This window comes from Ensifer adhaerens, from assembly GCF_000697965.2.
Taxonomy (GTDB): Bacteria; Pseudomonadota; Alphaproteobacteria; order Rhizobiales; family Rhizobiaceae; genus Ensifer; species Ensifer adhaerens.
Genome location: NZ_CP015881.1, coordinates 1461422 through 1473934, shown reverse-complemented (window position 1 = coordinate 1473934; position 12513 = coordinate 1461422). Strand labels below are relative to the sequence as shown.

Here is a 12513-nt window from a genome sequence, read left to right as displayed (position 1 = left end):
GGAACGCTGCCGCTGTGAGGACACCGGTGGCGTTCCGGCAAATGGATTAAGGACCTTGGGGAGGGGTTCGGCAATGGGTAAGTATCTGCTCGGGATCGACGCCGGGAACACTGTGATCAAGACGGTACTTTTCGATCGTGACGGCAACGAGATCGCGATGGCCGCGGAAGAAGGGCACAGCCATGTGCCGATGCCCGGCCATGTCGAGCGCGGGCTTGGCGAACTGTGGAGCCATGCCAAGGTGGTGATCCGCGCCTGCATCGAGCGCGCCGGCATCGATGCCAGCGAGATCGCGGCGATCGGTTGCGCCGGGCACGGCAACGGTCTCTACGCGCTCGATCGAGACGGAGAACCGCTTGTCGGCATCCAGTCGCTCGACACTCGCGCCGCCGGCCTCGCCGAGGAGTGGCAGGCCGCAGGCGTCGGCGAGCGAACCTATCCGATCGCCGGGCAGAAGCCCTGGCCATCACAAACGCCGACCCTGCTTGCCTGGCTGAAGCGCCATCGGCCTGACCAGTTTGAAAAAATCGGCACGGTGTTTCTCTGCAAGGACTTCGTCATCAATCGCCTGACCGGCGCGCGCGTCAGCGACGTCTCGGACATGAGCGGCGCGGGCCTGCTCGATGTCGCCGGAAGGCGTTACGATGCGGCATTAATGAAGGCCTATGGCCTCGGCGAAGACATGGACCTGCTGCCCGATCTCGCCGAAAGCGCCGATATCGTCGGACGCGTTACCGAGGAAGCGGCGGCGCAGACGGGTCTGGCTGCCGGCACACCCGTTGTCGGTGGGCTCTTCGACGTGGTCGCTTCGGCAATCGGCTCGGGCGTCACCCGCACCGGTGCTGCCTCGATCATCGCCGGCACCTGGAGCATCAACCAGGTGATCATCGACCAGCCTGATCTCTCACGTCCGCTCTTCATGTCCTCGACCTTCGATCGCAAGCGCTACATGGCGATCGAGGCGAGTGCCACGTCGGCGGCCAATCTGGAATGGCTGGTGCGCGAGCTCTTCCCGCACGACGGCAAGGATGGCCGGTCGCCCTTCGATCTCTGCTGCCAGCTGGCAGCCGAGGTCACGCCGGCCTCTGATGACCCGCTCTACCATCCGTTTCTCTATGGCGCTCAGCAGGACGGCAACGCGCGCGCTGGCTTCTACGGCGTCGCCGGCTGGCACGGCAAGGGTCATCTGGTCCGCGCGGTGCTTGAAGGCGTCGCCTTCGGCCATCGCCAGCATATCGCGGCGTTGCGCGCGGCTGGGGCTCGCTTCGAGGAGGCGGTGCTTTCGGGTGGCGGATCGCGCAGCCTGATCTGGCCGCAGATCTTCGCCGACGTGCTTGACGTGCCGGTGACGGTCGCCCGTTCACGCGAGACCGGCGCGCTCGGCGCCGCGATTACGGCTGGCGCCGGCATCGGCCTTTTCGCCGATATCTCCGCCGGTGCTGCGGCGATGGTCAAGACCGAACGCCACTACCGTCCAAACCCTGCACTTGCCGCGCATTATGACAGGCGCTTTGCGCTTTACGGCGAGATCGCCGCTGCCATGGCGCCGATCTGGCGCCGGCTTGCAACGCCCGAGCGATCGGCGCGGGAAGCGGCGGAGTGATCAGGGCAGGGGCATCGGTCTGTCGGGGCGCTGCTGGGAGGAACGTTGCAGCGCCGCCGCAAACCGTCTGACCCGTCAGAAACGCATGTTGATGCCGGCCTTGATGACGTGGCTGTTGATGTCTTTCTCGCTGGAGCCTGAGCTCGTGTGGGTGCGGACATCTGGCGTCGTGATGTAGTTGTATTCGAGCTTGGCGGAGAGGCCGCCGGCAAAGGCCTGTTCCACGCCGGCGCCGAGCAGGTAGCCGCCCTTGAAGCCGACGTCGTTACGCACGTCGCCGCCCTTCTTGTAGCTGGTCATGGCGTAACCGGCCGTGCCGTAGACGAGCGTCTGGTCGAAGGTGAGACCCGCCTTCGCCTTGATGGCGCCGCGCCATTTCTCCTTGAGCTTGCCGCCGTTGACCTTGTGCTCGGTGTCGCCGAGATAGGAGCCTTCGATTTCCGCCCCGACGATGCCGGGGCCGGCCTGCATGTTGTAGCCGGCCTGGACGCCGAGCGCGACGCCATTGCGGTCGGCGAACGGGTTGGGGCTGCCGGTAAAGCCAAGGCCGCCATGGGCACCGACATAGGCGCCGCTCCAGCTGAAGGCCGGCGGGTCCTGATAGGTGGGGGCGGAGAAATCAGCCGCCTGGGACGGCTGTGCGCCGCAGAGGGCGAGAAGGGTAAGACCCGACCAGATGGAAAACTTGCTGGACTGCCGCATTTTCTTGCTCCGTGCATAGGAAACGCGCCTTGATGGCGCTTGCGTCCTCCCATGTGCGCTTCACCCTTGGGGTGGGATGGCGATGTTTGGACGGTACACGGCCTTTGTCGGCCCCACGGATTGCACCAACATTGCGCAACTTGTCTAAGTTACTGATTTTGTTGTTAGTTATCTGTTAACCATACGCCGACTGAGGAAAATCCTAGCCGGCAGGCAAGGTGATGCGGAAGCAGGCGCCACCCTTGGGATCATCGACCACCGAGATGTGACCCTTGTGGCGGCCGATGATCTCGCTGACCAGATGCAAGCCGAGGCCGGCGCCATGGTCCCGCGGCTGCAGGCGGTGGAAGGGCTCGAAGATCCGGGCCCGTTCCCGTTCCGGAATGCCGGGACCTTCGTCGGTGACCTCGATCACGCCGCCGCGCTCCACCCGGATCGTGATCAGGCCGCCGGCGTGTTCGATGGCGTTGCGCACGAGGTTGGTGACCGCCCGCTCGATCGCGCCGGTATCGCCGCGCACGACGACGCGCTCCGTGCCCGGAGCGAAGGAAAGGTCGCAGCCGGCCGAAAGCGCAAGCGGGGCGAGGTCGGCCGTCACGTCGCGGCAGAGCGAAACCAGGTCGAGCTGCCCGAAATCCGTGCCGTCGCGATCGATGCGTTCGAGATCGAGCAACTGTTCGGCAAGGCCGGCAATGCGGTTGGAATCGATCAGCAGGCGGTTCCGGAGCGGGCCGGCCTCCATGCTTTCCAGGCGCGTGTGCAGGATCGCAACCGGGGTTCGAAGCTCGTGTGCCGCGTCGAGGATAAAGCGCTGGCGGCGCTCGTACCCCTCATCGAGCCGCTGCAGTGCGCCGTTGAACGCCTCAACGAGCGGTCGCACTTCGCCGGGGATGCGATGATCGGGCAGCCGGGCACCGCGGCGCTCGACATCGATCGTCTTTGCCTGGTCGACCACTTCGGCAAGACCGGCAAAGGCGCGCCTTACGATGATCGGGATCGCGAAGGCCGGGATCAGCACCACGATCAAGACGATCGGCAAAAGCAGAAGGTTTGCCAGGATGAACACCGCGAAGGACGCGCTCCAGAGCCGCCCTCCACCGGCAAGCACCGTATAGGTGCCGTTGTCCGTGGTCACCGAGCGCACGATCGACGAGAGGGTATAGGGCTCGATGCTGTCACGCATATCGCCAAAGGCGATGCGGTCGAGGTGCTCGCCGATGCTGCGATAGGCGTCCGGCACCGGTCCGCTGCGGATCATGTCGCCGCGTTCGTTCCGTGCGACGAACCAGAAATCGGCGGACTCGGCCCGCATGGCAAGCAGTTGCGGTGTCTCCACCAGCGTCAGCCCACCGACGGGATCCGGCCGGATTGCCCCGGCCGCGATCGACGCGGCGTCGGCGTCGAGGAACTTGCCGCCGAGATCGGCGCGCGTCAGCAAGGCCATGAAGCCGGCGATGACCGCCATCAACAGCAGCACCTGAAAGGTCAGGATCTGCCAGATCAGGCGCTTCTTCAGCGAGTTGGTGGAAGCGTTCGTCATGGAGAGGGTCTCAGAAGGTAGCCAACGCCGCGGATGCTGTGAATTTCAACGCCGGCACCGGTTTCCGAGAGCTTGCGGCGCAACCGCGAAACATGCGCGTCGAGAGAATTGGACTGGATTTCGTCGTCATAGCCATAGACGGATTCCTCCAGAGTCGAACGCTGCACCGTGCGCCCCTGCCGGCGCGCCAAAGCCTCCAGCACCAGCAGTTCCCGCCGCGGCAGGTCCAGCACCCGGCCGTCGACACGAGCCTGTCTGCCTTCGAAATCGAAGATCAGTTGGCCGATGCGGGCGGTGATCGGCGCAATATCAGGTGAACGTCGCATCAGGGCACGGATGCGCGCCAGCAACTCCTCCACGGCGAACGGCTTGGCGAGATAGTCGTCGGCGCCCATGTCGAGGCCCCTGACCCGTTCGTCGATGGCGCTGCGCGCCGTCAGCACGATTACCGGGATTCCCGATCGTAGCGCACGCACCCGCGGGATCAGAGACAGGCCATCGCCGTCGGGCAGTTGCCGGTCGAGGATGATGCCGTCGTGAACCTGGCTGGCCAGCGCCGCCATCGCATGGTCGATCGACGGTGCATGGTCGAGGATCATGTCATAGCGGCTGAGTGCGGCACTGAGTGCTGCCGCCATTTCCAGCTCATCCTCGACAAGGAGCAGGCGCATTGAATATCTCCGAATCCGATAGGCGTGTCTCGTTCACGTCTGGTGGACGAGGATTGCAACAACGTTGCGGCCTTTCGCTGCCTTTCTAGCGGCGAGAACGGGAGCCCGGCAATGCAGAGCGGCCGAGGCTTACCGTATTCGGATGGGACGGAGAGAATAGCCGCGCATTTGCGGGGCGAGCGATCGGACAAGAGCCCTCAAAAATTGCCTTGCGCGGCAGCGCGGGGCGGGCGCTGCCGCGCAAGGCGCAGATCGTCAAACGATGTGTCGCTGCGCAAGGGTACGCAGCGGCACGGGACCGGCCATGGGCCGGCCAAATGACGGAGGTCAGGCGACGGCCATGATCCGCTGGAACGCATCATAGGCCGCAAGCACCGTTTCCTTCTGAGCCTCATGGCCGGCAATGAAGGCATCGCCGTAGATTGTCTCATCCGGGTACTCGGTGATCAGCGTCAGCGGTGCCGTGTGGCGGTCGTCGACGGAGATCATGCAGGGGAAGCCGTTGATGATGCGGAAACCGGTCTCGCCGGCATGCGTCTCGTAAAGCGCGATCTGGGCGTCGTTGTAGGCGAGCAGGCCCGGAACGGCCGCAAGTCGCTCGGTGACTTCCGCGATCAGCTGTTCGGCGCGCGCTTCCCATTCGGCGTGGTGGCGCATGATCAGGAAGAAGCCCTTAGGCAGGGTCCACATGGCAAAACCGCGCGGCACGTAGCCCGAAAGCGGCCGCGTCCACTCATGCGAAGGATAGCCGTGCAGGTTGACGTGCAGCTGCGCGCCGGTCAGCCGCTCCGCCTCCTTACGGATCTCGCGCTCGTTGAGTGCTGCACCGGTGCGGTATTCGAGATCGTCGCCAAGGGCGGTGTAGCGGGCGGCATGGTGCATGTGCAGCGGGTTGTCGATGCGCAGCCGCTGGTGCACGGCATAGCCGTCGGGGTTTTCGAGCGGCGAGATGGTGAAGTGGCTACCGGTGCGGGCGGCGAGCGCCTGGGCGGCGCGAAGCACGCCGACGATGCCGGTCGTCTCGTTCGGATGCTGTCCGCCGCTGATCATGACCGGCGCATCGCTTCCCTTGTGATAGCGGGCCTTCACCGGCCGGCCGGCACGCGACCTGGCCTCGAAGGGCTGGCCGTCGATCGCGGCGAGTTCGGCATGGATCTGCGCCACCGCCAGCGGTGCCTCGGCGGTGTCGAGCGGCAGGGTTTCGCCTTCGACATCCGTCGCCTGCAGCGGCCGCGCCTTGACGACGACGGTGGGCTTCCCGACGCCGAAGACGATCTCCGGCACGATCTGGCCGGGCTTCAGGCCGCGGTCGCCGAGCGGGCGACCGGACTTCTTCTGGAAGACTTCGAGCAGCGAGAAATAGAAGTCCTCGTGCAGCGCTTCGCGAAGGCTGATGACTTCCTCGCCGACGGGCAGGCGGAAGTCGGTGATCGGCAGGGTCACGCGGATGTTGAGCTCTTCGAAATAGGGCTCGCTGTCACCCCAGGCATGATCGGAGATCGCCTGCATCGTGCCGGCAAAAAGCCGCTCATAGTCGGTATCGAGGTGGCATTCGCGATGCTTGTCGCAGCCCTCGTCGAGGCGGATCCAGCCGGTCGGCGACAAAAGCGTCTCGCCGATGAAATCGGTGTCGATGCGGTTCGGTGCGAATACGGCGTGGTTTTCCTGGCGCCCGTCACGGAAGGTAAGCGTGACGTCATAGATGAATGCCTTGGCGCTGCCTGCCTCGAAGCGGATCTCGGCATCGCCGACGAGGGCTGCGAGCGGATAGGCTTCGAGCAGGAAACGGTTCTGAGGCGCGCCCTCATGCTGGGGATAGCGGACGACGACGCTTGCGAGGGCTGCGCGATCCACTTCTTCCAGGAAGAAATGCAACAGCGGCTTGTAGGCGCTCCTGAGCGCCGCCTTGACGCCGAAGCTTGCAAGCTTCTGTTCGGCAGCCTTGCGGCTGGCAGCATCGTCGAACAACCAGGCTTCGAGCTTGGTTCCGCGGGCGGCCTCCTTGCCGTAGGTGGTCAGAAGCGTGTCGAGGGTGCGCTCGAAGGCGCCTTCGAAAATCGTCGTCATCGTGAAGTTCTACCGGTTGGGTCGAGGCTGTCACGCAGCCAGTCGCCGAGAAGATTGAGGCCGAGAACGGTGAGCAGGATCGCAAGGCCCGGGAAGACGCTGACCCACCAGGCGTTCTGCAGGTAGGTGCGGCCGTCGGCCAGCATGCCGCCCCAGCTCGGGATCAGCGGATCGACGCCGAGGCCGAGGAAGGTGAGGCTGCTTTCGAGCAGGATGTTGTTGGCGACGTTGAGCGTCATCAGCACGATCACCGGGCCGATCAGGTTCGGCAACAGGTGCTGGAACAGGATCCTGTAATCGCGCACGCCGATGGCTCGGGCCGACTGGATGAACTCGCGCTCGCGCAGCGACAGGACCGAGCCGCGCACGAGGCGCGCATATTGCACCCACTGCGAGACGATCAGCAGGATGATGGTGTTGCCAAGCCCGCCGCCGACGATGGCGATGAAGGTGATCGCGAGCAGGATGAAGGGGAGCGCCAGCTGCACATCGGCAAAGCGCATGACGATCATGTCCCAGAAGCCGCGATAGTAGCCGGAGACAAGCCCCATGACCACGCCGACGACGACGGCGCCGGCAACCGACGTCAGGCCGACGAGCAGCGAGATCTTGCCGCCGGCAACCACGCGAGCCAGCACGTCGCGGCCAAGCGGGTCGGTGCCGAGCGGATGGGCCCAATTGACGAAGGGCGGCGTCAGCCGCGCCATCAGGTCGATCTTGTCGACGCCGCCGGGAAAGAGCACGCCAGAGAAGAGAACGGCGAGGCAGATGCCGCCGGTGAGCAGCGCTCCGAGGATGAATTCGAGGTTGCGGAAGCGGGCGAAGCGGGTGCTGGAAGCCTTTGACGACATCGGCTCACTCCGTCCGGATGCGCGGATCGACGAGGCCATAGGCGATGTCGACCAGAAGATTGACGAACACGATCATCAGCGAAAGCACGGTTATGACCGCCTGAAGCACGGGGTAATCGCGCGAGGCGACCGCGTCGAAGGCGAGCGTGCCCATGCCCGGCCAGTTGAACACCAGCTCGACGACGACGATGCCGCCGAGCAGGCCGCCGAACTGCAGGCCGAAATAGGTGATCAGCGGGATCGCGCAGTTACGAAGTGCGTGCTTGTAGAGCACCTTGCTTTCGCTGAGGCCCTTGGCGCGCGCGACCATGATGTATTGCGACTGCAAGGTTTCCAGCATCGCGGTGCGCACCAGGCGCACATTGGTCGCCGTCAGGATGATGCCCATGGTCAGCGCCGGCATGATGAAGCTTGCAAAACCGTCCATGCCGCTTGGCGGCAGCCATTTGAGGACGATCGAGAACAACAGGACCAGCATGATCGCAAGCCAGAAGTTCGGGAAGGAAAGCCCGACGAGCGACAGAATGCGGATTGTCTGGTCGGCCCACTTGCCGCGGGCGACGGCGGCGCGGATGCCGAGCGGAATGGAAATCGCGATCGAGACGATCAGCGAGGCGAAGGCGAGCAGCATGGTCGCCGGCAGCGCAGAGGCGATCAGCTGCGAAACAGGCGTACCGCCCATGAAGGAGCGGCCGAAATCGAGCCTGAACATGCCCGTGATGAAATCGGCATATTGCGCCAGGAACGGCTGGTTAAGGCCGAGCCCCTCGCGGATGCGCACGAGGTCGGCCTCGGTGACGCTGCCAGCGCCCTGCGCCAGCATTAGCGCGGGGTCACCGGTGAACCGGATGGCATAGGAGACGGTCAGTGTCACGACGAACACGACGAAGACCGCCTGCAGAAAACGTTTGATCAGAAATCCGGCCAAGTGACCCGCCCTTTTGGAAAAATGGTCCGCCGCCTCAAGCGTGAGGCGGCGGACCGGCCTGTATTACTCGACCGTCACGTCCGTCAGCCGCAGGCGGCTATCCGGCACCGGCGTGAAGTTCTTGACGCGCTTGCTCACGCCGAAGATGGCGTTGAGGTTATAGAGCGGCATTTCGAGCGAACGGTCTGCGGCGTAGTTGGCGATCTGCTTGAGGATCTCCTCGCGCTTTGCCTGGTCGGTGATCGAACGCTGCGACTCGAGCAGCTTGTCGAGTTCCGCGTCCTTGTCGTACGGGTTCCACTTTTCGCCCGAGTGGTACATCGAGTAGGCGGTGTTGTCTAGTCGAGCGTCCAGCCGCCCCAGGACTGCTGGAACAGCGCGCCGGTCTTGCCGGCCGGGATGATGTCGTTCAAGAGAACGTTGGTTTCATAGGGCTTGATCGTCGCGTTGATGCCGATCAGCTGCAGGTAGCTTGCGATAGCCTGCACGACCTCGTTGAAGGTCGCGTCGTTACCGCGAACGTCGATCTGCACGGAAGCGCCCGGCGCAACGCCGGCTTCCTTCAGAAGCGCCTTTGCCTGTTCCGGATCGTACGGCAGCGGCTTCATCGCCGGGTCGAAGCCGAAGGAGAGCTTGCCCTGGAAACTGGCGATCGGATCCGCCTGGCCGGCGAGGATCGACTGGATGATGGTGTCGCGGTCGACGCCGAGGATCAGCGCCTTGCGGACCTTCGGATCCTTGGTGATGCCGTCGCGCGTGTTGAATCGCAGCGCGTAGACCGTCGGGCCGGCGCTGGAGACGATCTCCAGATTGCTGTCGCCCTGGATCGTCGGGATCATGCCGATCGGAATGGTCGGCGGGATGACGAGATCGACGCGGCCGGCCTGCAGCTCGGCAACGGCGGTCGCCGGCTCCGAAATGAAGCGGTAGTTGAGGTTGGAAAGCTTCGGCGCGCCGCCCCAATGATCTGCGAAGGCTTCGAGCTTGATGCCGACCTTCGGCTCGTAGGAGACGAACTTGAACGGGCCGGTGCCAACAGGATGGGCGTTGAAGTAGTCCTCACCTTTTTCCTGGATGTACTTCGGCGGCACGATCATCGCGCCATAGCCGGCGAGCTTCGTGAGAAGCACCGGATCCGGCGTCTTCAGGACGAGGTCGACCGTCTTTTCGTCGACGATCTCGACCTTTTCGATCACGGCATAGTTGGACTTCTGCGGACCCTTGGAGCCTTCTTCGCCGAGCAGGCGGTCGAAGGTGAACTTCACCGCTTCCGCGTTGAAGGGCTCACCGTTGTGGAACTTGACGCCCTCGCGCAGCGTGAAGCGCAGGCGTTTGCCGCCGTCGAGCTCTTCCCAAGCAGTAGCAAGGCCGGGCACGAGCTTCAGATCCGGACCGCGATAGGTCAGGCCGTCATAGATATTGGTGGCAACCGACGCCCAGTTGACGAGGAAGGTGTCGACCGGGTCCCAGCTTCCCGGATCCTGCGGCGAAGATACCGTCAGCGTGCCGGCGGCAAAGGCCGGGGCTGCGGTCATGAAACTGCCCGCCATCGCAAGGGCGATGAAAGCGGCGTGGATCCCCTTTTTGTTGATCATTTACTCACTCCTGTTTCGACAGCCTTCCTGAGAAGAGAAAGCGGCTCACGCACCCTTGGCCACGTAATGGCCAGGGGCGATTTCTTTGCGCGGCAGCACCGCGGGTTCGTCGCCGACGCGGCGGATCGGGCTCGGGATCTCGCCCTCCAGCATGGCGCGCTCGCGACCCTTGCCGGGCTCGGCGACGGGCACCGCGGAAAGCAGCCGGCGAGTATAGGGATGGGACGGCGTCTCGAAGACCTGCTGGCGGCTGCCGAACTCCATGACCTGGCCGAGATAGAGCACGGCGACGCGGTGGCTCATGCGTTCGACCACCGCCATGTCATGGCTGATGAAGAGATAGGCGAGGCCCTCCTGTTCCTGCAGCTCCATGAACAGGTTGATGATCTGCGCCTGGATCGAGACGTCGAGAGCCGACAGCGCCTCGTCGGCGATGATCAGCTTGGGACGGGAGGCAAGCGCGCGCGCAATGCAGACGCGCTGGCGCTGGCCGCCGGAGAATTCGTGCGGATAGCGCTTGGCGTGCGCTGGCGTCAGTCCGACGCGCTCCAGCAATTCATGCACGCGCTTTTCGATGTCCTTTTCACCGAGGATCAGGCCGTGGGTGCGGATAGGTTCGGCGATCGAGAAGCCCACGGTCTTGCGCGGGTCGAGCGAGGCGAAGGGATCCTGGAAGATGTACTGGATTTCCTGCTTCAGCCGCTGCCGCTCGGCATAGCTCATGGCCGAGACCGGGCGACCGCCAAAGAGGATCTCGCCCGAGGTTGCGTTCTGCAGTTGCTGGATCGTGCGACCGATCGTCGACTTGCCCGAGCCGCTCTCGCCGACCAGCGCCAGCGTTTCACCCGGGAAAATGTCGAAGCTGACGTTTTCGATGGCGTGCACGCGGTGCGTCGCCTTGCCGAAAAGGTTCTTGCGCACGTCGAAGCGGGTGACGAGATCACGCACCGAAAGGATCGGTGCCGCGTCGTAGCGGGCGGTGCGCTGGATATGGGTTTCGCCGACGCGCTTCGGTTCGCCGTCGATCATCATGGTCAGAGGCAGGCGCTTCGGGAATTCCTCGCCGGTCATGCTGCCGAGTTTCGGCACGGCGGAAAGCAGCGTCTGGGTATAGGGGTGCTTGGGGCTTGCGAAGATCTCGCCGACCGGACCTTCCTCGACCTTGCGGCCCTTCCACATGACGACGACGTCGTCGGCCATTTCGGCGACGACACCCATGTCATGGGTGATGAAGATCACCGCCATGCCGAGTTCTTTCTGGAGGTCGCGGATGATCGTCAGGATCTGCGCCTGGATGGTGACGTCGAGCGCCGTCGTCGGCTCGTCGGCGATCAGCAGTTTCGGCCGGCAGGCAAGCGCCATGGCGATCATGACGCGCTGGCGCATGCCGCCGGAAAGCTGGTGCGGATAGCGGCCGATCAGTTCTGCAGAATCAGGAAGGCGCACCATGTCGAGCAGGCGGCGCGTCTCGACGAGCGCTTCGGCCTTGGTCATCTTCTCGTGCAGCATCAACACTTCGGCGACCTGGTCGCCGATGGTAAAGACCGGGTTCAAGGACGTCATCGGCTCCTGGAAGATCATGGCGATCTCCTTGCCGCGGATCGCGCGCATGGTCTTCTGCGGGGCGCTCGTCAGATCGATTTCGCCGTCCTTGCCGCGAAACAGGATGCGGCCGGTCGGAAACTGGCCGCCCATCATGTCCGAGAGCCGCATGATCGACAGCGACGTCACCGATTTGCCGGAGCCGGATTCTCCCACGATTGCGAGCGTCCGGCCGGGCGTCACCGTGAAGCTCAGGTCTTCGACGACAGGATTGCCGTTGAAGGCGACGGAAAGCTTCTCAACGGCGAGCAGGGGCGCAGGCGTATCGACGGTCACGCGGTCTTCCTTGTTACAATGTGGTCGCGGCGCGCGCGGACTGTTCATAGGCGCCCGACATGAAACGCAGGACGGCGGCGATCTCGGAAAGCGTCTCCTCGGAAGGACGCGCTTTGGCGGTGGAGGAGACCAGCAGCCGCTCGCGAATTTTTGCGTAGCGCGTGCAGGCGTCCGACCCCTTGTCGGTGATGAGGATGGTCTTTTCCTTGCCTTCCTTGCCCGTCGTCACGAGGCCTGCGGCTTCGAGCTTGCGGATGGCATAGGTCGCGACATGGGTGTCCTCGATGTCGAGCACGAGACAGATGTCGGCGAGCTTCTTGCCGCGATCGCGGTGGCGGATCGTGTGCAGGATCAGGATCTCGATCGGGGAAAGACCGGATACGCCGGCGGCCGCCATGCAGCGCATCATCCAGCGATGAAAGGCATGCGACGCGAGGATCAACCCGTATTCGACCTCGGAGAGGCCGGGAGAGCCGCCTTCAGCAAGGTGCGCGGAGGAAACGATCGGGCCGATGGCCGCGACCGGCTTTAGATGTTCGGGCAGGGCATTTTCGGCCCATTCCCGTCCTTCGAAGCTATCCTCCGACTTCTTCGTCATTCAGCTCTTCCTCATCTTGACGATTTTATGTCATCATTTTATCGACATTTTGTCAACGAACTGCTTTGATGAATTTCCGG

9 protein-coding genes and 1 pseudogene are annotated in these 12513 nt (G+C 64.0%); 1 reads left to right on the top strand and 9 read right to left on the bottom strand.

Going from position 1 to position 12513, the window contains the following annotated elements; all coding sequences use genetic code 11:
- The first annotated feature begins 73 nt into the window (after positions 1-73).
- Entirely contained in the window at positions 74-1603 is a 1530-nt protein-coding gene (locus FA04_RS26320; protein ID WP_034805608.1) for an FGGY-family carbohydrate kinase, read from the top strand.
- Between the two features lie 75 nt (positions 1604-1678).
- Here FA04_RS26320 and FA04_RS26315 read toward each other — a convergent pair whose 3' ends face one another.
- From FA04_RS26315 to FA04_RS26275, 9 genes and pseudogenes are all read right to left on the bottom strand, one after another.
- A complete protein-coding gene (locus FA04_RS26315) occupies positions 1679-2305 on the bottom strand; it encodes an outer membrane protein (RefSeq protein WP_051659706.1) in 627 nt (208 codons plus the stop codon).
- Between the two features lie 202 nt (positions 2306-2507).
- Positions 2508-3845 (bottom strand): sensor histidine kinase, encoded by a 1338-nt coding sequence (locus FA04_RS26310; RefSeq protein WP_034805611.1) that lies wholly within the window; start codon positions 3843-3845, stop codon positions 2508-2510.
- Positions 3842-4516, bottom strand: a complete 675-nt coding sequence (locus FA04_RS26305) for a response regulator transcription factor (RefSeq protein ID WP_034805614.1) — start codon at positions 4514-4516, stop codon at positions 3842-3844. Before FA04_RS26305 ends, FA04_RS26310 begins: the two co-directional genes overlap by 4 nt.
- A gap of 327 nt (positions 4517-4843) precedes the next feature.
- Positions 4844-6583, bottom strand: coding sequence for a M14 family metallopeptidase (locus tag FA04_RS26300; RefSeq protein ID WP_034805617.1), 1740 nt, complete (start codon positions 6581-6583; stop codon positions 4844-4846).
- The gene (locus tag FA04_RS26295) at positions 6580-7434 is read right to left on the bottom strand and encodes an ABC transporter permease (protein WP_034805620.1); all 855 of its coding nucleotides are present in this window, start codon (positions 7432-7434) and stop codon (positions 6580-6582) included. Before FA04_RS26295 ends, FA04_RS26300 begins: the two co-directional genes overlap by 4 nt.
- A 4-nt stretch (positions 7435-7438) precedes the next feature.
- The gene (locus FA04_RS26290) at positions 7439-8362 is read right to left on the bottom strand and encodes an ABC transporter permease (RefSeq protein ID WP_034805623.1); all 924 of its coding nucleotides are present in this window, start codon (positions 8360-8362) and stop codon (positions 7439-7441) included.
- A 63-nt stretch (positions 8363-8425) separates the two neighbouring features.
- Positions 8426-9912, bottom strand: a pseudogene (locus tag FA04_RS26285) (ABC transporter substrate-binding protein).
- Positions 9913-10002: 90 nt separating this feature from the next.
- Entirely contained in the window at positions 10003-11883 is a 1881-nt protein-coding gene (locus FA04_RS26280; protein WP_082566583.1) for an ABC transporter ATP-binding protein, read from the bottom strand.
- Positions 11849-12433: a winged helix DNA-binding protein gene (locus FA04_RS26275; RefSeq protein ID WP_034805630.1), complete on the bottom strand. Its 585-nt coding sequence runs from the start codon at positions 12431-12433 to the stop codon at positions 11849-11851. The genes FA04_RS26280 and FA04_RS26275 overlap by 35 nt, the downstream gene beginning before the upstream one ends.
- Positions 12434-12513: the final 80 nt, after the last annotated feature.

Excerpts from the sequence above, each read along its gene's own strand:
- FA04_RS26320 (WP_034805608.1), top strand. The coding sequence starts at position 74 with ATGGGTAAGTATCTGCTCGGGATCGACGCCGGGAACACTGTGATCAAG.
- FA04_RS26315 (WP_051659706.1), bottom strand. The coding sequence starts at position 2,305 with ATGCGGCAGTCCAGCAAGTTTTCCATCTGGTCGGGTCTTACCCTTCTC.
- FA04_RS26310 (WP_034805611.1), bottom strand. The coding sequence starts at position 3,845 with ATGACGAACGCTTCCACCAACTCGCTGAAGAAGCGCCTGATCTGGCAG.
- FA04_RS26305 (WP_034805614.1), bottom strand. The coding sequence starts at position 4,516 with ATGCGCCTGCTCCTTGTCGAGGATGAGCTGGAAATGGCGGCAGCACTC.
- FA04_RS26300 (WP_034805617.1), bottom strand. The coding sequence starts at position 6,583 with ATGACGACGATTTTCGAAGGCGCCTTCGAGCGCACCCTCGACACGCTT.
- FA04_RS26295 (WP_034805620.1), bottom strand. The coding sequence starts at position 7,434 with ATGTCGTCAAAGGCTTCCAGCACCCGCTTCGCCCGCTTCCGCAACCTC.
- FA04_RS26280 (WP_082566583.1), bottom strand. The coding sequence starts at position 11,883 with ATGAACAGTCCGCGCGCGCCGCGACCACATTGTAACAAGGAAGACCGC.
- FA04_RS26275 (WP_034805630.1), bottom strand. The coding sequence starts at position 12,433 with ATGACGAAGAAGTCGGAGGATAGCTTCGAAGGACGGGAATGGGCCGAA.